Source organism: Natronolimnobius sp. AArcel1, from assembly GCF_011043775.1.
GTDB lineage: Archaea > Halobacteriota > Halobacteria > Halobacteriales > Natrialbaceae > Natronolimnobius.
Genome location: NZ_JAAKXY010000006.1, coordinates 283955 through 308182, shown reverse-complemented (window position 1 = coordinate 308182; position 24228 = coordinate 283955). Strand labels below are relative to the sequence as shown.

At 60.9% G+C, this 24228-nt stretch carries 25 protein-coding genes, 1 tRNA gene and 1 pseudogene; 12 read left to right on the top strand and 15 right to left on the bottom strand.

The annotated features are described in order from the left end of the window. Positions 1-210 precede the first annotated feature (210 nt). Positions 211-282: transfer RNA gene (locus G6M89_RS19195), tRNA-Ala, on the bottom strand. Between the two features lie 283 nt (positions 283-565). On the opposite strand from G6M89_RS19195, the gene G6M89_RS19190 reads away from it, so the two are divergent. From G6M89_RS19190 to G6M89_RS19170, 5 genes are all read left to right on the top strand, one after another. Then, positions 566-1036 (top strand): 30S ribosomal protein S15, encoded by a 471-nt coding sequence (locus G6M89_RS19190; protein ID WP_165163509.1) that lies wholly within the window; start codon positions 566-568, stop codon positions 1034-1036. 7 nt (positions 1037-1043) lie between these two features. Next, positions 1044-2249, top strand: a complete 1206-nt coding sequence (locus tag G6M89_RS19185) for an exonuclease (protein WP_165163508.1) — start codon at positions 1044-1046, stop codon at positions 2247-2249. After that, a complete protein-coding gene (locus G6M89_RS19180) occupies positions 2246-2548 on the top strand; it encodes a KEOPS complex subunit Pcc1 (RefSeq protein ID WP_165163507.1) in 303 nt (100 codons plus the stop codon). Before G6M89_RS19185 ends, G6M89_RS19180 begins: the two co-directional genes overlap by 4 nt. Continuing rightward, positions 2541-3179: a 30S ribosomal protein S3ae gene (locus tag G6M89_RS19175; RefSeq protein ID WP_165163506.1), complete on the top strand. Its 639-nt coding sequence runs from the start codon at positions 2541-2543 to the stop codon at positions 3177-3179. Before G6M89_RS19180 ends, G6M89_RS19175 begins: the two co-directional genes overlap by 8 nt. A 175-nt stretch (positions 3180-3354) precedes the next feature. Then, complete coding sequence (locus G6M89_RS19170; protein WP_165163505.1) at positions 3355-4839, top strand: PAS domain S-box protein; 1485 nt, start codon at positions 3355-3357, stop codon at positions 4837-4839. A 44-nt stretch (positions 4840-4883) separates the two neighbouring features. Here the strand turns inward: G6M89_RS19170 and G6M89_RS19165 are convergent, their stop codons facing one another. The 4 genes from G6M89_RS19165 to pth2 form a co-directional block, all read right to left on the bottom strand. Beyond that, entirely contained in the window at positions 4884-5600 is a 717-nt protein-coding gene (locus G6M89_RS19165) for a hypothetical protein (RefSeq protein ID WP_165163504.1), read from the bottom strand. An 84-nt stretch (positions 5601-5684) separates the two neighbouring features. Next, positions 5685-7037: a tRNA pseudouridine(13) synthase TruD gene (gene truD / locus G6M89_RS19160; protein WP_165163503.1), complete on the bottom strand. Its 1353-nt coding sequence runs from the start codon at positions 7035-7037 to the stop codon at positions 5685-5687. Between the two features lie 107 nt (positions 7038-7144). Further along, a complete protein-coding gene (locus G6M89_RS19155; RefSeq protein WP_165163502.1) occupies positions 7145-7648 on the bottom strand; it encodes a hypothetical protein in 504 nt (167 codons plus the stop codon). 153 nt (positions 7649-7801) lie between these two features. Then, on the bottom strand, positions 7802-8140 hold the full coding sequence (gene pth2, locus G6M89_RS19150) for a peptidyl-tRNA hydrolase Pth2 (protein ID WP_165163673.1): 339 nt from the start codon (positions 8138-8140) through the stop codon (positions 7802-7804). Positions 8141-8247: 107 nt separating this feature from the next. Between pth2 and G6M89_RS19145 the strand changes: the two genes are divergently transcribed. Together G6M89_RS19145 and dcd are read left to right on the top strand one after the other, a co-directional pair. Beyond that, positions 8248-8799, top strand: coding sequence for a YIP1 family protein (locus G6M89_RS19145; protein WP_165163501.1), 552 nt, complete (start codon positions 8248-8250; stop codon positions 8797-8799). A 50-nt stretch (positions 8800-8849) separates the two neighbouring features. Beyond that, on the top strand, positions 8850-9455 hold the full coding sequence (dcd, locus tag G6M89_RS19140) for a dCTP deaminase (protein ID WP_165163500.1): 606 nt from the start codon (positions 8850-8852) through the stop codon (positions 9453-9455). 9 nt (positions 9456-9464) lie between these two features. On the opposite strand, the gene G6M89_RS19135 is transcribed toward dcd, so the two are convergent. Next, entirely contained in the window at positions 9465-9875 is a 411-nt protein-coding gene (locus G6M89_RS19135; protein ID WP_206335627.1) for a hypothetical protein, read from the bottom strand. A 132-nt stretch (positions 9876-10007) separates the two neighbouring features. Between G6M89_RS19135 and G6M89_RS19130 the strand changes: the two genes are divergently transcribed. Continuing rightward, positions 10008-10907: a thiamine-phosphate synthase family protein gene (locus tag G6M89_RS19130; RefSeq protein WP_165163499.1), complete on the top strand. Its 900-nt coding sequence runs from the start codon at positions 10008-10010 to the stop codon at positions 10905-10907. 65 nt (positions 10908-10972) lie between these two features. Then, positions 10973-11689, top strand: coding sequence for a class I SAM-dependent methyltransferase (locus G6M89_RS19125; protein WP_165163498.1), 717 nt, complete (start codon positions 10973-10975; stop codon positions 11687-11689). A gap of 5 nt (positions 11690-11694) precedes the next feature. On the opposite strand, the gene G6M89_RS19120 is transcribed toward G6M89_RS19125, so the two are convergent. From G6M89_RS19120 to G6M89_RS19090, 7 genes are all read right to left on the bottom strand, one after another. Next, positions 11695-12096 (bottom strand): thioesterase family protein, encoded by a 402-nt coding sequence (locus G6M89_RS19120; protein WP_165163497.1) that lies wholly within the window; start codon positions 12094-12096, stop codon positions 11695-11697. 71 nt (positions 12097-12167) lie between these two features. Beyond that, positions 12168-12935 (bottom strand): DUF7001 family protein, encoded by a 768-nt coding sequence (locus G6M89_RS19115; protein WP_165163496.1) that lies wholly within the window; start codon positions 12933-12935, stop codon positions 12168-12170. A 24-nt stretch (positions 12936-12959) separates the two neighbouring features. Continuing rightward, the gene (locus G6M89_RS19110) at positions 12960-13892 is read right to left on the bottom strand and encodes a sulfide-dependent adenosine diphosphate thiazole synthase (RefSeq protein ID WP_165163495.1); all 933 of its coding nucleotides are present in this window, start codon (positions 13890-13892) and stop codon (positions 12960-12962) included. 125 nt (positions 13893-14017) lie between these two features. Next, on the bottom strand, positions 14018-15364 hold the full coding sequence (locus tag G6M89_RS19105) for an aminotransferase class III-fold pyridoxal phosphate-dependent enzyme (protein ID WP_165163494.1): 1347 nt from the start codon (positions 15362-15364) through the stop codon (positions 14018-14020). Positions 15365-15480: 116 nt separating this feature from the next. Beyond that, the gene (locus G6M89_RS19100) at positions 15481-16782 is read right to left on the bottom strand and encodes a DUF4010 domain-containing protein (protein WP_165163493.1); all 1302 of its coding nucleotides are present in this window, start codon (positions 16780-16782) and stop codon (positions 15481-15483) included. 402 nt (positions 16783-17184) lie between these two features. Beyond that, complete coding sequence (locus G6M89_RS19095; RefSeq protein WP_165163492.1) at positions 17185-17331, bottom strand: hypothetical protein; 147 nt, start codon at positions 17329-17331, stop codon at positions 17185-17187. A gap of 160 nt (positions 17332-17491) precedes the next feature. Beyond that, positions 17492-18193: a hypothetical protein gene (locus G6M89_RS19090; protein ID WP_165163491.1), complete on the bottom strand. Its 702-nt coding sequence runs from the start codon at positions 18191-18193 to the stop codon at positions 17492-17494. 241 nt (positions 18194-18434) lie between these two features. On the opposite strand from G6M89_RS19090, the gene G6M89_RS19085 reads away from it, so the two are divergent. Beyond that, positions 18435-19448: a flippase-like domain-containing protein gene (locus tag G6M89_RS19085; RefSeq protein WP_165163490.1), complete on the top strand. Its 1014-nt coding sequence runs from the start codon at positions 18435-18437 to the stop codon at positions 19446-19448. 62 nt (positions 19449-19510) lie between these two features. Here the strand turns inward: G6M89_RS19085 and G6M89_RS19080 are convergent. Further along, positions 19511-20821 (bottom strand): annotated as a pseudogene (locus G6M89_RS19080) (RNA-guided endonuclease InsQ/TnpB family protein). 190 nt (positions 20822-21011) lie between these two features. On the opposite strand from G6M89_RS19080, the gene G6M89_RS19075 reads away from it, so the two are divergent. Next, positions 21012-21731, top strand: coding sequence for a TFIIB-type zinc ribbon-containing protein (locus G6M89_RS19075; protein WP_165163489.1), 720 nt, complete (start codon positions 21012-21014; stop codon positions 21729-21731). Between the two features lie 21 nt (positions 21732-21752). Here G6M89_RS19075 and G6M89_RS19070 read toward each other — a convergent pair whose 3' ends face one another. Further along, complete coding sequence (locus tag G6M89_RS19070) at positions 21753-22646, bottom strand: bifunctional methylenetetrahydrofolate dehydrogenase/methenyltetrahydrofolate cyclohydrolase (protein ID WP_165163488.1); 894 nt, start codon at positions 22644-22646, stop codon at positions 21753-21755. Positions 22647-22833: 187 nt separating this feature from the next. Here G6M89_RS19070 and G6M89_RS19065 point away from each other — a divergent pair, with 187 nt between their 5' ends. Then, positions 22834-24201 carry a cytochrome P450 gene (locus G6M89_RS19065; protein ID WP_165163487.1) on the top strand — a complete coding sequence of 456 codons (1368 nt, stop codon included), beginning with the start codon at positions 22834-22836 and terminating at the stop codon, positions 24199-24201. Positions 24202-24228: the final 27 nt, after the last annotated feature.

Genomic DNA, 24228 nt, shown 5'->3' with positions numbered 1-24228 from the left:
TCGCCGGGATTGAGCAAACGCGACGCGTTTGCGATGTTCGGCGAGTGCACTGAACGAGGTGAGTGAAACGAACCGAAAGAAGTGGACTCGCCGGGATTTGAACCCGAAACCAGACGTGCTCGCTTTCGCTGCGCGCGACTGGTAGGGCTTCAAATCCAGTCTTCGACGACTATCTGCGGCGCTCATGAGTTTGTTCGCGCCGCAAAATAGTGGACTCGCCGGGATTTGAACCCGGGGCCTCTCCCATGCCAAGGGAGTGATCTACCACTGATCTACGAGCCCTCGTTCGCATTGCTCTCTTTTTCGGGCGGATAGATAAACCCCTCGAAACTCTCGAGGCGGCGGTGTCAGTGACTCACACGGCCTGACAGCGATTCGAGTGACTAGAAACGCTTTAGTCTGTCAGGGAGAAAGCGCTGGTGGGAAGCGCACGGCCGCAAATCTGACTTCGTCACCCGCTATTCTGGGTGGCTTGGGATTGCGGAAGTGCACCGGCAGCCCGGCCTCGAGTTGAGAGCGGGCTGTTGTATGACTCAGCGGTCAGTGCGATTCCTATCCTCAACCAATGGCACGAATGCATACCCGCCGTCGCGGCTCGTCCGGTTCGGACAAGCCCACGGCAGACGAACCACCGGAGTGGAGCGACGTCGACGCCGACGAGATCGAAGACCGCGTCGTCGAACTGGCAGAGCAGGGCTACGAACCCAGCCAGATTGGGATCAAGCTGCGTGACGAAGGTGTCACGGGCACGCCCGTCCCGGACGTCAAGTTGGCGACCGGCAAGAAAATCACCGAGATCCTCGAGGAAAACGACGCACAGTCGGAGATTCCTGAGGACCTGCGGAGTCTGATGGAGCGCGCCGTGCGTCTACGCGAGCACGTCCAGCAGAACCCACAGGACTACCAGAACAAGCGCTCGCTGCAGAACACGGAGTCGAAGGTTCGCCGACTCGTTGCCTACTACCGTGGCGACGAACTCGAGGCTGACTTCCAGTACTCCTACGACGTCGCAGTCGAACTCCTCGAAGAGAACTAACTGACCGATGTCCACCGACGGCCGTTCCGCGTCCGATTCGACGACCGCCAGCGCACTCGAGAGCGCGAGCTTCGTTCGCCTCGTCACGCGAGCGGACGGTGACGGGCTCGCAGCGAGCGGGCTCATTGCTCGAGCGCTGGCTGTGCGCGGAACGCCGTTTCAGGTGACAGTCGGCCGCACGATCGCGACACGCACGGAGCGAGTCCAGGCAGCATCCGGTGCCGACGGTGATCTGACGATTGCCATCGGCTCGACCGACGCTTCCGAAGCGGTGCGTCTCGATGCCGACAATCGGGCGGCCACGCTGGCCGCTGTCGATCACGTTCGTGAACTCGGCGAGACGCCGGATCTGGTCCTCGCACTCGCAGGTCTCGTTGCTGCTGGCGTTGAGCCAGGAGCCGGAGAAAGCGAGTGGCTCGTCGAGACGGCTCGAGAACGCGGACTTCTCGAGCGCCGACCGGGTGTTGCGGTGCCGACCGCAGACCCCGTTGACGGGCTGGCACACTCGACACGAGTGGCTGCCCCGTGGTCTGGCAACGCCGAAGCGACGCGTGAGACGCTTTCGGAGGCGATTGGACAATCCACTCTCGAGGCTGTCGACACTGATGGCGGCCTCGAGGCGGACGATCACCGAGCAATCGGCTCGATCGTAGCACTCGATGCAGTCAGCACCGAGGAAGCGACTGACGTCGCAGCCGAGTCTGTCCAACGCGTGCTGAAGCCGTACGCGACACCCGAGGGTCCCTTCGAGACCGTTGGCGGCTACGCCGACGTTCTCCAGGCAACGGCCCGAACGGAGCCGGGAACTGGCGCGGCGCTTGCGATGGGTCACGAGGCCCGCGCGCCGGCGCTCGACGCCTGGCGCGAGTACGGCAACGCCACCCACGAGGCACTCGAGACGGCCAGTACCGGGCGATACGACGGATTAGTCGTCATCGACACCGACGACGGCCCTGTCGAGGCAGTCGCCGAGGTGGCGACAGCCTATCGCTCGCCGGAGCCACTCGTCCTCAGTCTCGCGACTGGGGAGGCCGCGCTTTCGGCTCGAGGCGACGCAATGGTCCCGCTCGAGGGCATTGCACGCGATCTCGAGGATGCCACTGGCGTGTCTGTCGCGTACGACGGACGCGCCGATGGGCGGCGTGGCTACCTGCAGTACGACTCCAGCGTAGATGAGGCGACGATCATCGAGACAGTGAGGGAGTACCAATGAGTCGACGAGCAAGCGCGACGATTCGGACGGTACACGACACCCCGGAACGACTCGCACGAGCGCTGCGTCCGGACAATACGGACGAGATGGAGACGGTTGTCGACGGCGATACGCTCGCCACAACCATCCAACGCGACTCGACCAGCGGACTCCAGGCGACGGCCGACGACTACGTGGTCAACCTCGAGGTTGCCCTCGAGGTACTCGACCGAGGAGTAAGTGGGACAGTTGATTCAACCGACGGACGCGGGCGAGCGTCCGATGCAGATTACAACACTAACACTACAACCAATGAGTGAACGTTCAGTTTCACGCGCAAAACAGGAGAAGCGGTGGTACACCGTGCTCGCACCGGAGCAGTTCGACCGGCAGGAGCTTGGCGAGACCCCCGCTGACGAACCGGAGAAAGTCTACGGTCGAACCATCGAGACCACGCTTGGCGAACTCAACAACAACGCCAGCGAGAACAATACCAAGCTGACTTTCAAGATCAACGACGTCGGCAGCGACTCGGCGTACACGGAGTTCAAGGAACACTCCCTGACCCGTGACTACCTGCGTTCGCTGGTCCGACGCGGTGCCTCGAAGATCGAGGCCTACGTTACCGTCCTCACAACGGATGACTACCGCGTCCAGATCCAGCCCGTCGCCTTCACGACGAAAAAGGCAGACGCGAGCCAGGAGAAAGCCATCCGCAACCAGATGGTCGAGATGATCGAAGAGGCTGCAGCCGACCGCACCTTCGAAGAGCTGATCGACAGCGTCGTCGAAGGCCGCCTCTCCTCGGGCATCTACGGCGAAGCCAAGACGATCTACCCGCTTCGCCGCGTCGAGATTCAGAAGACGACCCTCGAGGCACACCCCGAGGAAGTCGCCGAAGAGGAAGCGACTGCCGTCGACGTCGACGAAGAAGACGTCGCGACAGAGTAACATACCCGACTCGCCAGTTCCCAGCCCGGGTGGCTGTGAGAGGGCGATGACACCAAACTAGCGGTTCTTTTATCGATGGGGTTCTCTCATCAGTCGTGACTATACTGAACCCACAGCGAGCACTGACGGCAGCATATTTATAACCATTATACACGAAGAATGATGTGTTCAACCGATGGCCGATGACGAGTGGGCACAAACCTTACTCGAGTACGCCCAGGACAAGATCGCGGTAATCGACGAGACTGGGAGATACGTTTACGTCAACGAGGCGAGTACAGATATACTTGGCATCGAGCCAACGGCGCTCATCGGCGAGAACGTCTTCGAGTACATCCACGATGACGACGTTGTGACGGCCAGGCAGCGATTCGAGCGCATCGTCGAGACGGAGCCGGAGCAGCCAAATCCAATTCGGTATCGCCACCGAACCGCGACCGGCGAGTGGACGTGGCTCGAGAGTCGTGTCTCGAGCGTCGATATGACTCCGCAGTTCGATTCTGATCTCGAGACTGACGCGTCCGGTGGGCACTACGTGGTAAGTTCGCGGGATATCTCTGCGCAGGTTGTTGCCGAACAGGATCGCCAGCAAGCCCGCGAGCGCCTCGAGGCGATTACACAGACGACTGGCGATGTGCTGTGGCTGTTTACTGGCGATTGGGAGGAGCTCCTCTTTGTCAATCCTGCCTACGAGGAGATTTACGGCCAGTCAATTGCTGCACTTGAGGCGGATCCGTCGTCGTTTATAGACGCGATTCACCCGGACGATCGTGCGGCCGTCAGAGAGACGATGCGACGGCTCTCGACGGGGAAGCCGGCGGGCGTTGAGTACCGCGTGAACCCCGATCATGATTACGACCGCTGGGTCTGGGTCCGTGCCGAGCCGATTCTCTCGGATGGGGAAGTCACGCGAATCGTTGGTTTCACCCGCGACATTACCGACCGACGCCGGCGCAAACGCCAACTCGTCGTGATGGATACGCTCTTGCGCCACAACCTCCGCAACGATATGTGCGTGATTCTTGGAATGGCTGAACAACTCACGCGTGCAACGACGGACGACGCTGATGCATCCGTTCCAACACTCGAGCCGGAAACTGTCTCACAATACACAGACGTCATCTGCGAACATGGTGAGCAACTGCTCGAGAGCGCAAGCAAGCAACGCCAGATCATCGATTTACTGGCACATGCACCCGTCCGGTCAGCCGCGGATACCGTGTCTATCGTCAGCGATGCAATCGAGCAGACGCGGGCGTCGTACACGGCATCGATCGAGACCGAGTTGCCAGAGTCCGCGCTTGCGATAACCATCACCGAACTCAAGGCAGCGATCCGTGAACTCCTCGAGAACGCGGTCGAACATGCCCCGAGCGACGACCCCGAGGTGACAGTAGCCATTGAGCCAACCGGGGACGACACCGTCGCGATCACTGTCCAAGACGACTGCCCACCGATTCCTGAACTCGAGTTCCGTGTCCTCACTGGCGAGTGGGAGATGACCGACGTCTATCACACTTCGGGACTGGGACTGTGGCTCGTCTACTGGGTCGTCGACCTCTCGAACGGCTGGGTCGACTTTTCGCGATCTGAGGACGCAAATCGCGGGAACGAGATAACCCTCTATCTGCCACGGGCACCCACTGCAGCCAACCGGTGAACAGTCGGAGCGCCTCGAGTTACGAACCGTTTTCTCGATACGAGTCAGGCAACGGGACGGTTGGTCGTGATACCCACCACAGCGCCGGCCAGTCCGATCAGGAGAGTCGGGACCGCGAAGAAAAAGAGCCCGTCTGGACTGCGCCCGACCAGTAAGAGCAGATGAGGGGCGAGGAGGACGAGCAGTCCGATTGCGGTCGTAGCCTGGACGGTGACGGGGTGTTTCCTGCGATAGCGAATCGCCATGTTCGCGAGGGCGATGCCGTAGAAGAGGAACGTCACGAAGATGGGGGGCCAGATGAACAGCCCGAAAAAGCCGATGCCGCCGCCGTACTGTCGTTCCACGATGTACTGTTCGTCGTCAGCCGTTTCGATCAGGGAGTACCTATTGCTCGTAGCCCCAGCGAAGTCTTCGGCTGCATCCGGTGGGAAATCAGTCTCCCCGTACGCGTTACAAACGACGTACGTCTCGGGACAGACTGTAATACTGGTTTCTACCCACCCCTCCTCGTCAGGGCCGGTTGCAGCCGCTAACTCATTGAACGCCGCTTCGGTGTCGGACGGTAACTCACTCGCCGGGGTCGCATCCGCTTGCTCGAGGTCGGTATCGATGAACACCTGGTCGAAGGCATCGCTCGATTCGTGCGTGACCGCATACGACTCCGTCGCCCCCGGTTGGAGGTAGAAATCCCCGATGAAGAGACTCCCCGGTAAGAGCACGGCGACAAGAAGCGCGACAACGAGCAGCAGTCTCGAGTCCATCACCCGATGTGTTTAGTCTGCTGATATATGTCTTGTGGAAATTGCTGTTCGAGACGCGAGTGGGAGACGGTACTGACGGCCGACTCAACCCAGATCAACCGGATCGACTTTCAGGAACTCCCGCGCGACCACCGTTGCGTAGGACCCCTTCGGCAGCGCAAACGACAGCGACAGCGGCTCGAGGCCAACCTCGAGGTCCGTCCGAACGAGAATCGCCCGTCGCGTCCCGCTCGAGTAGAACTCTCCCGGCAGGTCGAAGTCGCCTGGCTCGAGGTCGAGATCCGCAAGTACCTCTCGTTCGATCTCGCCCTGTTCGCCGTCTGCGAGCTCCGTGTCGGTCCCAACCAGCGGCGCGGTGACGAACGCCCGCCCGCGCTCGCAGTGGCGCGTCACCGAGTCGACGCGCCGGTCGTCGACACGCTGCAGTCGGTCGGGGTCAGGAAGCTCGAGTTCGTCAGGCGCATTACTATCTGCAAAACAGACGACATCGCCTGCGACCGGGCGGTTGAACGGAAGCCCGCGCTCGAGGCGTGTGCTGAGCATCTGGTTGAACGCGTACGACTGGGCGGCGTGGACGAACAGCCGCTGCAGGTTCGAGGGAACACGCTCGAGGGCAGCCCGGAAGTCATCGGGTTCGGGCTCGCCATCGCACTCGGCGAGGCCGTGGAGCATCGACCGCTCGTAGCGCAGCCGATTCGGGAATCGCTCGAGAGCTTCCTGCCAGTCTTCGGTTACCTCGACGAACGTTCGGGCGTCCTGTGTGCTCTCGGGTTCGGCATCCGTCGGCCGCCCAAGATACGCCATGACCGCGCCCTTCCAGTCGCCGCGGACGATCTCGAGACCGACCTCGTGGGTGATCGGTCGGCGGCTCCCGAATCGCTGCTGGCCGAAGAAGTTAGGAACACCGATCGGCGTCGGCTCGTCATCATCTGCAGTCTCGAGCCCGCCGAAGTCCTGGAGTTCCTCGGTGATCGCCGGCGCGTTGTCCGGAGTTTCGGGATCGCTAACCACGAGCGTGAACGCGTTGCCCGCGAGGTCACCGAACTCGAGATTTCGCCCTGCTCGGCCGAGGACCTCTAACTCCGCGCCGTTGACATCGGGCAGGTCCGACAGGTCAGCGCCGTAGACCGAAAATAGCTGCGTCGTTACGGCGTACTTGTCTTTTGTGCCAGCCCAGTTGACCCGCTCGCGGGAGATTCCTAACGCGTCGGAGATTCGCGAGGCGAAGTCGTTCGTATCCCAGCCTCGCAGCGTCGCTCGGAACACGAGATACGGATAGGCGTCCGTCGGCGCATCGACCGGCTCAGTGTCGAAGCGCTCGAGTTCGCGAACACGAAACTCCTCGTCGTCCTCGCGGAGATGACCGCCGACGCCGTCGGTGTCGCTGACGTAATACTCCATGCCGACAGCCTGCTCTGTGGGGTGGGCCGGGCGCATACTGGGCGTGGCTTTGACTGCCGGGGATAAATCGGTTCGTTCTCGCGGTCACTGTCGCCGCGAACGATAGCCGGTCGACGGACCAATGCTCGAGCGCTCGAGGCAGGTTACGGCTGCTCGAGGGAGTCGATACAGTCCCAGTCTTCGGGCGGCTGTGCCGAATGGAGTTGACTCGGCCCGTCGTCGTCCTGTTCGAAGACATCGACACCGCCGGTGACCACGTCGCTTGCTGCGTGTTCGCCGAACTCCTCGTTGAGGTCGATCCGCATCGGGAGGTCGGCTTCAGCGTCATAGACAATATCTTGCCAGTCGCCGTCTGCATCGTAGTAGCCGCCAAACACGCTTACGAGATCGGCTGCAAACGGATTACCGAAAATCCGGACGCGAGAGCAGTCTCGGAACTGGATCACGATGCCGTTATTCGTGGAGGTCGACGGAACGCGGACGGACGGAGACGATGTCGACGATGTTGATTGCTCGACATCGACTGTCGATTCCTCGCCCTCGGCGCCGGATGCGCCAGCAATTGCAGTGGCTCCTGTGACCCCGACGAGAGTCGTGCCAGTTGCTGCAAGAAGTGCGCGGCGAGTCTGTGGAGGGGGGTTCGCCATAGCCCACCTCCGCCGGGCAATGACAAATGCACTCCCCGCCGCCGCAGCACCTGAGAGGGACGCATGCCTTTTTGTCGAACTGCGACTCGAGAGGCGTCGCTCGAGCTGAGAGTCTGTCCCAGTATCACGACTACAGAGAGTCGACCGCCGAATTCAAAAGAGGGACAGTTCGCCCGTGATACTGTCGACGCGGTCGTCCGACGCGGGGCCGACGGCCAGTGCCGTGACAGTGCCGGGCTCGAGTTGGGTGTGGCCGGCGTCACGGATTAGAGCGTTCGGGACGCCCTTGCTATCGGCGATTTCGGAGAGTTCGTGCAGTTGGCGTTCGCTGGTTCCTTTGAGAACAACCTTCTTCTGGCCGCCTTGTTTCCACTGGCTTCGAAGCTGGCTATCTGCCTTCTCGTATGCAGAGAGGGATGCGTGTGCAACCTGTGCGGCAAGTTTTCCCTGTCCCATGCCGATGTCGGTTCGGGCGACGATGGCCTGTTTCATACGCCCGCAGACGACGCCGACACCCATAGCCGCGGCGATTGTCGACGCGTTTCTCGTCATGAAGTCACTCACACAACACTTATCGGAACCTCGTGTCATGTTGCTGTATGGTCCGAACGCCGCTTGTCTTTCCCAACGACTACTTCGCCCGCTCGGACGCATTTTCCCCGTGGAAAGCGGTCGGTCCGATTATCGTGTACTGGTTGGCGAGTATCGCCATCAGCATGGTCATGCGGTACACGTTTGCGTCCGACTGGGCCAACGAGTACGGCTGGCTCCTGTATCAGACCCTCCAGTCGACAGTGCTCACGCTACTCATCTTTACACTCATCGTCTATGTCCTCGGGCAAGCGACCGGCGGCGACGGCGAGCCGATGGATGCACTCGTCCTCGCCGCGTGGGGGCTCGTTCCCGCACTCGTCGCCCGCAGTGGATTTCTTGTCCTTGAGTTTGGTCCAGTCGGTGGGACGGAGGCAACGCCCGCAACGAACATCGCAGTCGTCATCACCGCTGGTGCCATCGCCTGCATCTGGATCGGCTACTGCTGGCGCGATGGCTTTCGCCACGCCTTCGGCCTCGAGCGAGCCGTCGCGACACCCGCTGCGGCGCTCGGCGTCTGTCTCTGTGCGGTGTGGTTTTTCTGGCCGTGGCTCGTATAGCTCAAATCGATTCGGATTCTTTTTAGAATGGGCCACTCGAGAGCAGACATATGATCCTCTCCGATGCGGACATTCTCGAGCGCCTCGAGGACGGCTCCCTCGTCGTCGAGCCACTCGACGACCCAGAACTGCAGATTCAGCCAGCGAGTGTCGACCTGCGACTGGGACGGGAGTTCCTCGAGTTCCAGCGGACGAACATCCCCTGTATTCACCCGAACTCCGAGAACGAAGTCGACGAGTACGTCACCGAAACCGTCGTTGAGGACGATGATGATTTCATCCTTCACCCCGGCGATTTCGTCCTCGGAACCACCTACGAGCGCGTCGAGATCCCGGCGGATCTGATCGCCCACGTCGAGGGCCGCTCCTCGCTTGGCCGTCTTGCCGTCGTCGTCCACGCAACAGCTGGCCTCTGTGATCCCGGCTACCGTGGCCAGATCACGCTCGAGTTGTCGAATCTCGGCAGCGCACCCGTCGCGCTCACGCCGGGCATGCGTATCTCGCAGTTGACGTTTACGGAACTCAAAACCGAAGCCGAACGTCCCTACGGCAGTGACCGCGGCTCGAAGTATCAGGATCAAGATGGCCCGCAGGCCTCGCGTATCCAGAGCGACGACGAGTTCGGCGGCGACCAACTCGAGCGGACGGACGAGTAACGCGACAGTTTAGTCTCGAGCGTCGCGGTCGTCATCGGTCGATTCCTGCGGTGTGTCACTGCTGAACGGGCCGACCATGCCGACGCCCACAGCGACGAGACAGCCAGTTACGAAGCCGATTCCCATCGAGGCAACCGGACCGATTCCCTCGAGCCAGGCGGCTCCGAGGAGTCCAACGACGAGTCCGCCGCCGAAGCCGGCAATGATGCCCGCAATTCGGCGTTTCTGTGCTGGTACATCATCAGCGAGTGCGACCGAGACACTCGCAGTCACGGCGAGACTGGCAGCCGTGCCTGCAAACAGGCCGAGCAACAGCGAATAGTTGACCCAGTGTTCGGTCAGGCCGGCAACAGTCATCCCGACGCCGAAGAATGTTCCCAACCCCGCGATGAGCGCGAACACGCCAGTTTTGGCGGACATTGCTCGAGTGTTGTCGCGGGCCGGAAATAAGCGTGTCCACCTGCAGACACTCGAGCGAGCACGAGTCGGGCATAGACAGCGACTGGCGACAGGTCCAATGAGTTATGCCGGCGGCGTGCGTAGCGTCGACAAATGCAATTCGTCGAAGAGATTGTTGTCGACGAGTTCCTGCCGACGGTTCGGTCGATGCTGGCCGGCGAACTCCGCAAGCAAGGACTCACACAGAGCGACGTCGCCGAGGTACTCGGCATCAGCCAAAGCGCCGTCTCGAAGTACGCCCACGGCGATGTGGCAACGAACGACCGAATCGAGCGCGACGACCGCGTTGTCTCTGTCGTCGAAGAACTCGCCGACGGACTCGCTGCCGGCGACGTCACGCCCGTCCAGGCACTCATCGAAATCGAGGTCCTCATCCGCGATCTCGAGGCCGGAAGCGACCTGCTTGCAGCCCTCCATGAGGAAGCCGTCCCCGAACTCGCCGACTACGGCGCGAGCTTTCGGGTCCACGATCCCGAAAGCGCGCTTCGGACCAGCGAGCGCGTCCTCTCCTCGCTTCGGGGCGGTCTCCGCCTGCTCGAGAACACCAGTGGCTTCACGTCGTTGATCCCCGCCGTCGGCTCGAATCTGGTCGCCTGCACACCGGACGCCACAGACGTTGAGGACGTGGCCGGCGTCCCCGGCCGGATTTTCGATGTCAAAGGGAAGGCCACAGTGCCAGCGGACCCTGAGTTCGGCGTCTCTGAACATGTTGCGACGGTACTTCTCGCAGCGCGTCGCCACGGCGCAGACGTCTCAGCCGCACTTAACATCGCCTACGACGAGTCAACGCTCGCCGCACTCGAGGAGCAGAGTCACGTCACCGCTGAGTTCGATGAATCGGACGACATCGCCTCGAGCGTCGGTGCAGCTATCGACGACAACCCCGAGGCAACGGTACTGTACCAGACTGGCGGGATGGGAATTGAGCCACTGATCTACGTGCTTGGGGCGGACGCGGAGTCGGTCGCAGACGTTGCTCGAGCGCTCATCTGACCTCGTCTCATCGCTGTGTGAAGCGGTGGCCATCCGATTATGTTAACGCAGGGTCAAACAGCAGTATGAGCGCGAGTACGAGTTCGGAATCTGCCCAAGAGTTCTACGGGCGCTGGGCACGCCTCTATGACTTGATCGCACGTCGAACGCCCGGTATTCCGCGCCTCCGCGGCCGAGCGGCCGCCGCCTGTCGCCTCGAGCCAGGCGATACCGTCGTCGAGATGGGCTGTGGGACGGGCGCAAACCTCCCCTACTTGCGGGAACGCGTCGGTCCCGACGGAACGGTCATCGGCGTCGATTTCACGCGCCCCGTTCTCGAGCGCGCCCGCGACCTGACGAGCGAGTACGACAACGTTCACGTTGTCCGTGGCGATGCAACTTCTCCGCCGTTGGGCGTGCTCGAGGAAGTGGGCGATACAGACACAAGCGCCGGCGTGGACGCCGTGCTCGCGACGTTCGTCGTCGGCATGCTCGAGGACCCTGCAGGCGCGGTCGATGACTGGTGTGACCTCGTCGGTCCGGATGGCCACGTCGTCCTCGCGAACGCTGCCCGCAGTGAGGAGTGGTACGCGCCGCCGGTCAACGCTGTCTTCCGGGCGATTGTCGTGCTCTCGACGCCGCCGACGATGAAACTGCGCTACGAGGACGAGCCACACCTGCGACTCGACCGCAAAATCGACGCGGCCCACAGACGGCTTCGCGAACGCGCCGCCGCGATTGCCGACGAAAGCCACGTCTTCGGCGTTGTTCGCCTGACGGGCGGCCAAATTGCGTCTCGATAAGGAGGCTACTCGAGGTCGTCGTACGCCTGTACCCGCTCGCGAACCGAGTCCGGAATCGGCGTTGGCGTCCCCGTCTCGAGGTCGGTACAGACCATGACCGTCTCGGCTGTCGACACCACGTCGCCGTCGACGCGGATTTCGTAGGCCATCGTACAACTGCTCGTCCCCAGATCAGTCGTCCAGAGCACGATAACGGGGTCGTCATCCATCGTAATCGGGCGCTCGTAGGAAATCTCGAGATTGGCGACGACGAACGAAACATCCGAGAGACTCGATTCGAACACCTCCTCGACGTAGGCAACACGGGCCGACTCGAGGTAGCTCACGTAGACTGCGTTATTGACGTGATTCAGCGGATCGAGATCACGAAAGCGAACGGGCATCTCGACTGTAAACTTCTCACTCATTGTTCGTTTCTCACGCGAGCGAGACAAAAGTACGCTGTGGTTGGAGGGTTGAGGTCTTACCGGCGAATCACTCACCCGTACAGTTGCTCGTGGTCCGCACAGAACAGCGGTTCGCGTAGCTGTGCCTCGAGTAGCTCCTCGTGATAGTGGGCGTTGAACAACTGGCAGTGTTCGTCGTCACAAAACGCCTCGCCGTGTTTGAGATAGTGGTACGCCTGCAGGGCGTAGCCCCGCAAGGCATCCGTACTCCGCGGATCATCCTCGATCAGGAACTCGCCGTCGACCTGATTCTCGAGGACCTCTCGCGGCGGGGTGTCACCCGACAGCAGGGCGTGGCGCTGCTGTTCCTTGTAGTACTCCTCCGGTTTGGCTGGGGCCTCGTAGAGGCCCGGAACCGAGATGAGCGCTGGCTGGCCAAGCACGTTCACGCGCTTGTGCCAGCGCCCGTCGTGGTCACCCCAGGTGCCGATTGCACGATCGAGAAAGGCGATATGTGCGGTCTCGAGGCCACGCTCGTCAGCGGGCAACGCTGCGTTGAGCGCACGCTGGACCTGCACACCGTCGTACAGGACGCCACCGCTTCGCTCGGGATGCTCGAGGGCGCGTTCTTCGTAGCGAATCGTTCCCAGCATCGTATTGCCAGTGTCGCGCTCGTACGGTGACGGGACTCGCGCTTCGGCGAATCGCTCGGCTAATTGGGCGTCGTCGCCCCGGTGAACGTCGAGATATCGGTCACGGACAGTTACCGTCGCGGGAATGCGCTCGGCTATCCAGTCCGCGATCAGCTCGACATCAACGACAGTTGTCGGCGCTCGATAGCAGATCACTCGCTCGACCATGAGATGACTCGTCTCCGTTCGTGTTCAGTCGTCGGCCGGCGTTGCCGCACGCGAGGTGATGTCGACGGGTTCGGCGTCGACCTCGAGTTCATCGAGTGCGACCTGGGCAGCGCGTTTACCGGAGACGAGCATGGCACCGAAGGTTGGGCCCATGCGTGGCAGGCCGTAGGTCGTCGCGGTGGCCATACCGGTCGCGATCAGGCCCTCGTGGACGAGGCCGGTGTGTTCGACGACGGCGTCTTCGGACTTGCCGACCCACATCGAGTCGTGGCCGGGCGAGTCGTGGCCGGGTGCGCCGTAGGTGTCGTCATCCGTCTGGTCCATGACCTTCCCGCGCTCTTTGGCATCCTGAATGCCGGGTGCGTCGAGCACGCCGCGCTCGTCGAGTTTCGTAATCGCCATCGCGTCGTGACCCGTCGCGTCGATGACCAGATCTGCTTCGACCGCAATCGGATCGACACAGGTGATCTCGCGTGGCAGCGCGTGGACCGGTGTCCAGTTCATGACGATTCCCGAGACCTTGTGATCCTCACGGATGACGATGTCCGTGAACTCGGTCATGTTCTGCATCTTTGCGCCCGCGTCGCAGGCGGCTTTAATCAGGCCGGAACAGGCCTCTGGACCGTTCGCGACGTAGAGTCCCTCGCTGTCTTCGGACTGCTTGTGGGAGACCTCGAGTTCGTCGAGAATCTGCTGGGCTGGGTCGCGAACGGTGACTTTGTTCATGAGGAAGCCACCGAGCCAGAAGCCGCCGCCGAGATAGTTGTTCTTCTCGACGACCATCACTTTGACACCGCGCTCTGCGAGTTCTTTCGCCGCGGTCAGTCCCGAGGGACCGCCGCCGACGATGATGACGTCAGAGTCGGAGAAGTCCATGAACTCCTGGGTCCACTCCTGCCCGATTGCACGTGTTACGTCCGCCTCGCCAACGTCGCTGAACTTGTCGAAGTCGCTCATACAACTAGGTGGTAGCAGTCGGTGGTGAAAAAGATGTCGTAACAGTCGTTCTCGAGGAAATAATGATGTGAGACTATATATTGGGGCACTCGAGAGCGCTCATCGCCCCTTCTCATGTCTCCGACTCAGATCTCCGCGGTCACGTCAATAGCCTCCTCGAGCAGCCCCATCGCAAGGTCAATCTCGCGTTCGGTCACGTCCAGCGGCGGGAGCAATCGCAGCGTTTTGTACCCACAACCAAGCAACAGGAGGCCGCGCTCGAACGCCGCCTCGAGGACGGTTTCGCGTCGGGCTTTGGTATCGAACTCGACGGCAAGCATGAGGCCGCGGCCGCGAACGTCGATGAGGCACTCGTGTTCGTCGGCCAGTTCCTCGAGGCGGGTTCGGAGGTGCTCACCACGTGTGCGCACGTTCGCGAGCAGGTTCTGGTCGTGGATCACGTCGAGTGTCAACGCGCCCTGTAGCGAGGCGAGGATGTCGCCTGCGCCCCACGTCGAAGAGAGTCGTCCCGTTTCCTCAGGGAAGACGTCCGAGCGTGAAATCGTCGCGCCGACGCGCAGGCCCTTGCCCGCGGCGATGACATCCGGCGTCAACTCGAGGTGGTCGACGGCCCACAGTTCCCCAGTTCGGCCCACGCCGGACTGGATTTCGTCGACGACGATTTTCAGGTCGTAGCGTTCGCGCAGCGCCTCGAGGTCGCGGGCGAACTCGGGGTGGCCAACGCGATAGCCGCCTTCGCCCTGAATCGGCTCGAGGATGACGTAGGCGAGTTCGTCGGGGTCGATAACGCCGGTGTCGGGATGGAGTTTGTCTGCGAGGACGTTCCCGCCGGGACCATCGGTCAGCCACCGGGTTTCGTAGGTCTCTCGGCTATCTGGGTACGGAAGGGCGATTATGCCTGGGATCTCGGGATAGCCTTGGCGGTGAACAGTCTTCGAGCGGTTGAGCGAGAGCGCGCCGAGCGTACGCCCATGAAACGCGCCCTCGAAAGTTGCGCCGCGGTGACCACCCGACGTGTAACAGATCTTAATCGCGTTCTCGACGGCTTCAGCGCCCGAGTTCGAGAGAAAGACGCGATCCATGTCGTACTGCTCCGTTGTGGCAACGAGGCGGTCCATGAGTTGGGTTGGGCCAGGGAACTCGGTCTCGTCGGGTGCTGCGCCGTCGAGACTCACGTAGAAATCCTGTCCGGCGATTTTCAGCGGGTCGACGAGGTCGAACGCCTCGAGTCGCTCCCGGAGAGCCGGATTGTTGTACCCAAGTGGGGCGGCAGCGACGTGACTCGTAAAATCCAGCAAGACGTTGCCATCGACGTCGGTACAGAACGGGCCGACAGCCGGTGCGCTCGTATCCCAGACAAACTCGTAGACGTACGTACTCGGTGCGGCAACCGTATGGTGGTACGTGGCCCACTGTGCCGCCCGCTCACCGGGGAGGGTCTCGACCGAGGGCTCGACCGTGTCGCGATCCATACACATGATAGAACGGGATGGACTAAAACTCATCCGAACGGTCTGCGATTCTGAGTATTTGTTCACGTTTTCCCGCGTAAACCGGACCTCGAGTGACAATAGTGAAATACTGGTCACTAGATGACGAAAACCACCGAGGCAACCGCACCGCCGACTAACAGCACGACGCTGTAGATGGCGATCTGGCGGCGAAACCGCTGGTTCGACGACGTTGCGGCCAGCATCGCTTTCACGATGATACTCGAGACCGTCGCGAGCAAGATTGCAATCGTCGCCTCGGCGGCTGCGAGTTCACCGCCGCGGTAGAGCACGACTGCAGAGGTCGTTGCACCCGCACTCGAGACGAACCCACTTGCGACAGCCGTGGCGTAGAACCCAAGGGTGCCGAACCAGGTTTCAGCGAGCGAGCCGAAGACGAGCACGCCAAAAAAGACCGCGCCGAAGCCGAGTGCGTTTTTCAGCGAAAACGGACTCTCGAGTTCCATCTCGCCGGATTGACGCCAGTCGGCGGTGAGGCCAGCGATGGCAAACGCGAGGATGATGACAGCACCGAGTGGGACGACCGCTTCGATGAGGACTGGACTGCCACTGCCGATCGTAAAGCCGACTGCAATCGCGAGGTTGCGAGCCGCCATCGCCGCGTTCGCAAGTAAAATTGCGGCCACAGCGTAGGAGGCGGCACCGGGGCGCTGGCGGACGTGATCCAGCATCGTCCCGACGACGGCTGTTGAGGACGCGAGTCCGCCGAAAAACCCAGTCACGGCAATTCCCCGACCGCCGTAACTCGAGACGATAGCGTAGTTGACGATGCCGATGCCGGCGACGGCGACGACCATGAGCCAGATCACCTGTGGCTCGAGATCAATCGTCGTCGCACCGAGATCGAGTGGGTACTCGGGCGGCAACAGGGGGTAGATGACGAATGCAAGAATCGCGAATTCGGTCGTCGAGCGCATCTCCTCGCGCGAGAGCCCCCAGGCGAACTCGTGCAGTTCCCGCTTTAAGACGAGCAGTAACGATGAGAGGACGGCGACGGTGACGCCCTCGACAATAAACTCGGCCGCGACGAGCGCGCCGACGCCGTAGGCGACGAGCATCGAGACAGAGGTGGTCAGTGACAGTCCGGCCTCGCTGGCGTCCGGTTCGCCGAGCAAGCCCTTGACGGCTAGCAACACACCCTGGACGATGACGAGCAGGCCACCCAGAATCAGGAGACTCTCCCCGATATCGGACTCGACGACAAGAATCGTAAACACCGCTGCGAGCAGGCTGATCAGCGAAAACGTCCGAATACCGGCCGCCTTCTGTGACCACTCGCGCTCGAGGCCGAGGAACATCCCCAGCGCCCCAGCGAGCGCAATTCGAACGACTGGCTCCTCGAGCGGCGCCTCGACGAGTTGCAACGGAACCTCGTTCACTCCCGAGCGTTCACCGGGAACGTATATAAACGACATGCTGAAAGAGACTGTCTGAGAGTGGTATGTGGCGGATGTGGGGCGTGACTGATGCGGTGTGGCAGATTCAGAGCGTGGCGGATGCAGTGTGTAGAAGCGCAGGGCTATCGGATCTGGGTTGGTAGCGAGACCGATTGGTGTCATCGAGTGCTCTGAATGCAAAACTGCTCCGAGCAATCGCTCGCGAGTTAGTGTTCGTAAACAGGAAAGCAAATCGCGTGGCGGAAAAAGGCCACGCGATTGCTTGCCGCCCTGAATTGGTCCCCGCTGACGCTTCGGCCCTCCAAGCGAAGCGTCACGTGAAAAAATTCGCTGGGTGTACTTAACTGTTCCGACACAGGCTCGGATGATGATAGGTTGGAGTTTCTAGATGTGTTCCTCCTCGAGCACCCAGCCGAGTGCACGCTTGTAATAGGTAAACATCTCTTCGACGCCATCGTGGCGCATCTCGTCGCTCTCGAGTTGTTCAGTGAGGAACTCATACTGCTCGCGAATCTCCGATTCATCGCGCATAGGCGATACTATGGGATGAACGACCAAGACCGCTTTGGGGAAGGCGCCTCTCGAGTGAGCGGAACTGGCCAGTTATCACTCTCGGTCGCAGTTGTGTCGTCGAAAAAAAGCGGCCAGGAGCGGATGAGCCGAGACGCAGTCGAACGGCTACGGAGATCGATTAGGCGTCGTCGTTGTCGTCATCTTCGTCATCGTCGTCCATCATGTCATCATCGTCTTCGTCATCCTCGTCGTCAACCTCAGTATCCTCGAGCGTCAGGGTGACGTCCTCGTCGTCGCCGTCGATTTCGACATCTTCCTCGGCCTCGTCGCCCTCGTATTCGGCGTGGGCCGTGTACTCGCCATCCTCGAGATCCTCGAATTCGACTTCACCGTTGTCGTCGGTTTCGTCTTCCCAGTCTTCGTCGTCTTCGTCATCGTCCATCAGGTCGTCATCGTCGTCCTCGTCGTCCTCATCGTCTTCGTCGTTTTCGTCGTTTTCGTCCTCGTCATCATCCAACTCTTCATCGTCGTCGTCCATCTCATCGTCGTCCTCGTCGTCTTCGTCAGCCTCCTCGAGTTCGACGGTTGCACCTTCGACAGCGTTGCCGTTAGCGTCTTCGACGGTGACGGTTAGCGTGTAACCATCCTCATCGTCGTCCATCTCGTCATCATCCTCTTCGTCATCCATCTCGTCATCGTCCTCTTCGTCATCGAGTGGATCGTCGTCATTTTCGTCGTCAACTGCAGCGTCATCGTCTTCTGGTTCTTCTTCGTCTGGGTCATCACCATTGCCGTCATCTGCACAGCCGGCCAGGACGAGCGCACTGGTCGTACCTACTGCTGCGACGAACTTGCGTCGGTTCAGTCTTTGATGGGACATATCTCTGGATAGGACGTTCCACTTGGTTTCGGTGCGGCCTGCAGATGCCGTATGTTAATGACGTATTGAACAGCATCCGAAAACTGATGATGGTTTTCGACCCGTTACACTCACTTTTCCGTACAATTCTGCCGACTGAAGACCGTCTCGAGCAGATCGTCATACCCAAAAGCCACACGATGAACGTGCCCGAGTACGGCGAGTCGCAACGTAATTGTAGGCACGCTGAGACGGTCGGGATGTGAAACGTCGGATCGCGCTTGGGTTTGTACTCGCCCTCTGTGTGTTGGCTGTGCTATTGTTCGTCATCGGTGGCCACGACGTGCTCGCTCAGTTCCAGCGCGCAGACCGCCGATTTCTCGCGCTTGGGGTCTGTTCAGGCCTGCTCGCTCTCACGTTTCGTGGCATCGTCTGGGAACGATTTCTCGCAGTCGTCGACAGGTCGATTACCCGCAGACGCATCGCCGCCGTCTTTCTGACCGCAATGTTCATCAAGTACGTCACGCCCTACGGCCAACTCGCAACCGAGCCGTTCGTCGCCTACCTGGTCGCTCGAGGAGAGTCAATTGCGTTTGAAGACGGCCTCGCTGGCGTTCTTTCAGCCGACTTGCTCAACTACGTCCCGTACTACACGTTCGGCTTTCTCGCACTTGGTGCCATCACAATAGAGGGCACACTCGGTGATGGACTGGGCACCCAACTGATCGCATTCAGTGGCGTCTTCCTGGCTCTCGTTGCGATCGTTGCCGTCGCGATTCGGCGACCGAAAATCGTCTATCGACTCGTTCTCACACTCACAAACGCGCTGCATCGTCTGACCAGTCGGTTCACGACTCGGTTTGACGACCACCTGAAGGCCACTGCGGTCCGTGCTCGACTCGATGGATTCTATGAGTCACTCGAGCAGATCACAACCGATCGACCGACGCTGCTGGTCGCAGTCCTTGCTGCCCATCTCGGGATGGCCTTTCTCATGCTGCCAGTGTATTTTGGCGGACTCGCGATTGGCTACGAACTCGCCCTCCCAATCGTCGCACTCGTCGTTGCGCTTGGCAAACTCGGCTCAGTCGTCCCCGCACCTGGGGGCACCGGCGGCGTCGAGGCCATGATCACCGCCGGACTAACCGCGCTTGCCGGTCTCGAGCCAGCAGCCGCGTTAACGATCGCGCTCATCTATCGCCTCAGCACGTACTGGCTCACGGTGTCGCTTGGCGGCATCACCAGTATTTTTGTGCTGGTTCGCCAGACTGCGTGACCTACCCCACCCTACTCAGCCGCCGGTGCGGTTTCGTTGAGGGTAGCGTGAGACCGACGGTCTCACGGACCATGCGAACGGGCGCTTCGCGCCCGTGAGCAGATGGGGCTTCCTGTTTCTATGACGCACTTTGCAGACACCGAATGGGTGTCCGTAGGGAGCGCAGTCTCCACAGGCGTATCTTCGGGCCATCCCAGCCCTAACTCAGAAAAGCCGCGCTGCAAGACGTTCATCGCCGTCGCAAAATCGCGTGCGATTTTGCTGCCCGTCAGACGTAGTCTGACGACCGCATTCGCGTCCCGGCCACACTCGAACCCACACGACGGACACGAGTGTTCTCTGACCCAGATCGGTTTCGCTGTTTCGACACCGCACGACGCGCACTCCTTCGTCGTCCCAGCGGCTTCCACCTCAACGACGTGACAGCCGTACAAATCAGCCTTATATTCGAGGAGGGAGATGAACTGTCGCCACGCTGCATCCTGTTTGTTCCGAGCGTTGTGCGACTGTTCCAACATCCCCTTCACATCCAAGTCCTCGACGAACACGGCATCGTATTCGCAGACGAGCCACGTCGTCAACTTGTGCTGGTAGTCCAGCACCTTCCGACGGATGTGACGCTTGACCTTCGCCACTTCTCGGCGTTGCTTCTCGTAGTTGTTCGCCCCTTCTTCTTTCCGCGACAACTTGCGTTGTTCACGGCGGAGGCGGGCGTATTCGTCTTTGAGGTCGAGCCAATCTACAATCTTGCCGTCACTAGTGTGGATGTAGTTCAGAATGCCGAGATCAACGCCGACGCTGTTGCTCGTGTCGAGCGAATTTGCGTCCGGTTTCGCGGGTAGATTGGCTTCATCGGTTTCGAGGCCGAAGGAGACGAACCACTCACCAGTTGTCTCCTTCTTGACTGTGACTTCTTTGATGGCTGCTTCGTCTGGGATCTCGCGGTGGTAGCGGATCGGGATGTTGCCGATTTTGGAGAGTCAGAGCGTCGCACGTCGGCCACTCGTGTTTTTGAGTTCGAAGCCGGACTGCGAGTACGTCATACTCTGGAACTCCTTTGGGGACTTCCACTTGAGTTTCCCGACCTTTCGACCGTTTTGTTTCTGCTCGGAGAGTCCGTCAAGGTTCTGGTAGAATCGGGTGACAGTTCGTTGCAGAGCTTTTGAGTTAACTTCCGAGAAGACGGGGAACTCGTCTTTCCAGTCGGGAAGTCGGTAGTGGTGTTTGTACGTGGAACCGATATCGTCGGCGTCTACGTTCTCGTACTCGTAGAGAGTATAATTGTACGCTTGGCGATGAACGTCGATGTGACGTTGCAGTTCAACCGCTACCTCTTGTGTCGGGTATGCAGGGTAGCGGTGACTGTACTCCATCGCTATCTCTCGATTAGAGATGTGTTCGCTTAATGGTTTGTACTACCGTGCGGCGATTCATCCCCTCCCTACTCGCTCGCAATACTCGCCCCTTGAGGAAGGGGCATTCTCGCCTCAATTCTGGTAATCGAACGCGATCAGGTACGACAACTCCGGTGGGACTTTTGGTTACCCGCTCGTACGTCCGCGTATGAAAATCCGGGGCGAGCGCGAGTGTAGCGAATGTGGGACGCGCTGGTCGTACTACGAAACCGGAAGCATCGGCTGTCCGGCCTGTGGAAGCATCCAGAGCGTCGGCATCGATGAGCGAACCGAACACACCGATCTGCCAATCGAGTTCGATCTCACGCCGATTCGAAGCGATATCGACGACGTAAAAACGAGTGAACTCGCCGACCGCGCACACACCCACTGCCGCGAGTACGTTCGCCGTCGCGGCTTCATCAACGCTGGCCAGTTGCGCGACCTCGATGACACCTATCTCGGCGCGACCGAACTGCTGCACGTCTCCGATATCGTCGCCCGCGAAATCCGCCTCGCAGATCGCGACGAACTGTACTTTCTCTCGTTACTTCGTGATGCAGATCTCGGCGAACGGCCACCGACTGCAGATGTCCCGCCCTCACTCCAGTCGGCCCGCGGCCTTGCCTACGCAAACGCCGTCCGCGAGTACCGACGCGACATCCGCACGTGGCTCGAGGAACGCGACACCACTGCGAGCGAACGCAGCGCACTCGAGACGCTCGGCGAACACGTGACTCGAATCCGGATGCTCGACGGCGATATCGACCCACAGACTGCAGAGCGACTCGTCGAAGCAACGCGAGCCCTGGCGAACGGGCTGCGTGGTGACGAACTGGCGCTTACGCAGGCACAGGACCGACTCGAGGCCCTCGAGTTCACAGGGTAGAAAGAGACGAACCGAGCGCGGTTACGGGAGGTCGACGTCGATGCCTTCCTGCAGACTTGCGGCTTTGACGGTGTTATACAGTAACAACGCGCGCGTCATCGGGCCGACGCCGCCGGGGACTGGCGTGATCGCACTTGCATTCTCCTTTGCGCTCTCGAACTCGACATCGCCGACGAGTTCATAGCCCTTCTCAGTATCGGCGTCGACACGGTTGACACCCACGTCGATCACGACAGCACCGTCGCCAATCATCGAGCCGTCGACAAGTTCCGGTGCGCCAGCGGCGGCGACGACGATATCCGCGCTTCGCGTTTTCTCCGCGAGGTCTTCGGTTCGGGAGTGACAGACCGTCACCGTTGCGTTGCCGTCCTCGGCCTTCTGGATCAACAGATTGGCGAGGGGCTTGCCGACGATGTCCGAGCGGCCGACGATTGTCACGTCTTTACCCTCGGTTTCGACGCCTGCTGACTCGAGCAGTTTCTGGACGCCGTGGGGCGTGCAGGGTCGGAAGCGGGCGTCGCCAGCGACGAGGCGACCGACGTTCTCTGGGTGGAAGCCGTCGACGTCTTTGGCGGGGTCGACGCGGCGGATGACCTCGCGGTAGTCGACGTGGTCCGGAACGGGTGCCTGCACGATGTAGCCGTGGACATCGTCGTTGTCGTTGAGCGCAGCGATTTCGTCGTACAGCGTCTCGGGCGAGGCGTCACCGTCGACATCGACGTGATAGCTCTCGATGCCGACCTCCTCGCAATCGCGCTGTTTCATATTGACATACGTCTCGCTGGCGGGATCGTCGCCCATCAACACTGTCGCCAGGCCCGGTCGTGCGCCCGCGTCGGCGAGCGTCTCGATGGCGTCGGTCAGATCGTCACGGATCTCGCTCGCGACAGCGTTGCCGTCGATAATCTCGGTCATACTCGAGTGGGCAACCGCGAGGATAATTAACTCTCGGATTCGTGCTCACTTTCGGCCCGGTATCCGTGCTTGTTACACATGGTTGTGCATAGAAATTGTGGTGAGACGGATCAAACAGTGTTGGGTCGACTCTGCCGACGAGAGATTCGTGGCCTAGAATTATTGGAGATCGAACAGAATGTTCTGTATGAGCCAGTCGACGCCCCCAAAACCAGACGGCGCGCCATTGCTCGGTCACGCCCTCGAGTTCTCGCGCGATCCGTTCGGCGCACTGCAGCGGTGGGCCGAACGCGGCGATATCGTCCACCTCGAGTTTCCGGGTGAGACGTTCTATCTGGTCTCTAACCCGGAAATCGTCGAGGAGGTTCTCCACGACGGCGACGGGCGGTTCACAATCGCTGCACAGCAACAACGGGCGTTCGCGGGTATCGAGGATCACGCCGTCACGACTACCGCCGGCAATCGATGGCAGCAGCTTCGACGGGCGCTCCAGCCGGCGTTCACTCGAGACACCATCGATCGCTACGCGGACGCGATCGTTGAGCAGACGATTCGCCGAATCGACATGTGGGACGACGGTGAGGAAATCGATCTCCATCGGGAGATGCGACTGCTCACACTCGATGTCCTCACCGAGACGCTCCTGAGCGTGGATATCCGTGGCGACGAAGACGTCGTCCTGAACGCGACGGACGCCCTCATCGACCGAAGTGATCCGCGACGCCCTGGTCAACTGGTCCCGGGCTGGGTCCCGACCCTGACCGACCGTCGGTTCCGACGGGCTGTAACCGAACTCGACGACTACATTGATCGATGTCTCGAGGCGCGGCGAGACGCAGATCGTGAGAGTGCTGACAGAGATGGGAAGGAGACCGAGGCCGAAAACAGGGACAGAAACCGGACCGACGCCTGCTCGGTGTTGCTTGAGGCCCACGACCGCGGCGAACTGACTCTCGAGGAGGTCCGCCACAACCTCGTCGCCCTGCTGCTCGCCGGCTCCGACACCTCCGCGCTGGGACTGACCTACGGCTGGTACCTCCTCAGCGAACACCCCGACGTTCGCCGGTCGCTCGTCGCGGAGCACGACGAGCACGTCGGTGACGGACGGCCAGATATCGAGTCACTCGAGCGCCTCGAGACCCACCAAAACGTCGTTGCTGAGACGCTGCGGCTATATCCGCCGGCGTGGAACACGATGCGGAAGGCGACCGAGCCGGTGACACTCGGCGGCTATCAGTTGCCAGCCGGCGCGGAACTCCTGCTCCCGCAGTGGGTGTTGCATCGAGACGAGCGGTTCTGGGACTCGCCAACGGCGTTTCAACCGTCGCGGTGGAATCACGAAAAAGAGCGGCCGCAATACGCCTACTTCCCCTTCAGTGGCGGGCCGCGCCACTGCATCGGCATGCACTTCGCCCGACTGGAACTGCACCTCGCGCTGGCGACGATGGTCGACCGCGTCGCACTCGAGGTGTCGCTCGAGGAGCCACTGACGTTCGCACCGACGATTGCGCTCCGGCCGGAGCCCGAGATCACGGCGACCGTACGGCGGCACTGAGAGGATTCAACGACACTGGAATGGAGA

What these genes read in the sequence shown, in the direction of transcription:
- G6M89_RS19190 (WP_165163509.1), top strand. Translation starts at nt 566, where the DNA reads ATGGCACGAATGCATACCCGCCGTCGCGGCTCGTCCGGTTCGGACAAG.
- G6M89_RS19185 (WP_165163508.1), top strand. Translation starts at nt 1,044, where the DNA reads ATGTCCACCGACGGCCGTTCCGCGTCCGATTCGACGACCGCCAGCGCA.
- G6M89_RS19180 (WP_165163507.1), top strand. Translation starts at nt 2,246, where the DNA reads ATGAGTCGACGAGCAAGCGCGACGATTCGGACGGTACACGACACCCCG.
- G6M89_RS19175 (WP_165163506.1), top strand. Translation starts at nt 2,541, where the DNA reads ATGAGTGAACGTTCAGTTTCACGCGCAAAACAGGAGAAGCGGTGGTAC.
- G6M89_RS19170 (WP_165163505.1), top strand. Translation starts at nt 3,355, where the DNA reads ATGGCCGATGACGAGTGGGCACAAACCTTACTCGAGTACGCCCAGGAC.
- G6M89_RS19165 (WP_165163504.1), bottom strand. Translation starts at nt 5,600, where the DNA reads ATGGACTCGAGACTGCTGCTCGTTGTCGCGCTTCTTGTCGCCGTGCTC.
- truD (WP_165163503.1), bottom strand. Translation starts at nt 7,037, where the DNA reads ATGCGCCCGGCCCACCCCACAGAGCAGGCTGTCGGCATGGAGTATTAC.
- G6M89_RS19155 (WP_165163502.1), bottom strand. Translation starts at nt 7,648, where the DNA reads ATGGCGAACCCCCCTCCACAGACTCGCCGCGCACTTCTTGCAGCAACT.
- pth2 (WP_165163673.1), bottom strand. Translation starts at nt 8,140, where the DNA reads ATGAAACAGGCCATCGTCGCCCGAACCGACATCGGCATGGGACAGGGA.
- G6M89_RS19145 (WP_165163501.1), top strand. Translation starts at nt 8,248, where the DNA reads ATGGTCCGAACGCCGCTTGTCTTTCCCAACGACTACTTCGCCCGCTCG.
- dcd (WP_165163500.1), top strand. Translation starts at nt 8,850, where the DNA reads ATGATCCTCTCCGATGCGGACATTCTCGAGCGCCTCGAGGACGGCTCC.
- G6M89_RS19135 (WP_206335627.1), bottom strand. Translation starts at nt 9,875, where the DNA reads ATGTCCGCCAAAACTGGCGTGTTCGCGCTCATCGCGGGGTTGGGAACA.
- G6M89_RS19130 (WP_165163499.1), top strand. Translation starts at nt 10,008, where the DNA reads ATGCAATTCGTCGAAGAGATTGTTGTCGACGAGTTCCTGCCGACGGTT.
- G6M89_RS19125 (WP_165163498.1), top strand. Translation starts at nt 10,973, where the DNA reads ATGAGCGCGAGTACGAGTTCGGAATCTGCCCAAGAGTTCTACGGGCGC.
- G6M89_RS19120 (WP_165163497.1), bottom strand. Translation starts at nt 12,096, where the DNA reads ATGAGTGAGAAGTTTACAGTCGAGATGCCCGTTCGCTTTCGTGATCTC.
- G6M89_RS19115 (WP_165163496.1), bottom strand. Translation starts at nt 12,935, where the DNA reads ATGGTCGAGCGAGTGATCTGCTATCGAGCGCCGACAACTGTCGTTGAT.
- G6M89_RS19110 (WP_165163495.1), bottom strand. Translation starts at nt 13,892, where the DNA reads ATGAGCGACTTCGACAAGTTCAGCGACGTTGGCGAGGCGGACGTAACA.
- G6M89_RS19105 (WP_165163494.1), bottom strand. Translation starts at nt 15,364, where the DNA reads ATGGATCGCGACACGGTCGAGCCCTCGGTCGAGACCCTCCCCGGTGAG.
- G6M89_RS19095 (WP_165163492.1), bottom strand. Translation starts at nt 17,331, where the DNA reads ATGCGCGATGAATCGGAGATTCGCGAGCAGTATGAGTTCCTCACTGAA.
- G6M89_RS19090 (WP_165163491.1), bottom strand. Translation starts at nt 18,193, where the DNA reads ATGTCCCATCAAAGACTGAACCGACGCAAGTTCGTCGCAGCAGTAGGT.
- G6M89_RS19075 (WP_165163489.1), top strand. Translation starts at nt 21,012, where the DNA reads ATGAAAATCCGGGGCGAGCGCGAGTGTAGCGAATGTGGGACGCGCTGG.
- G6M89_RS19070 (WP_165163488.1), bottom strand. Translation starts at nt 22,646, where the DNA reads ATGACCGAGATTATCGACGGCAACGCTGTCGCGAGCGAGATCCGTGAC.
- G6M89_RS19065 (WP_165163487.1), top strand. Translation starts at nt 22,834, where the DNA reads ATGAGCCAGTCGACGCCCCCAAAACCAGACGGCGCGCCATTGCTCGGT.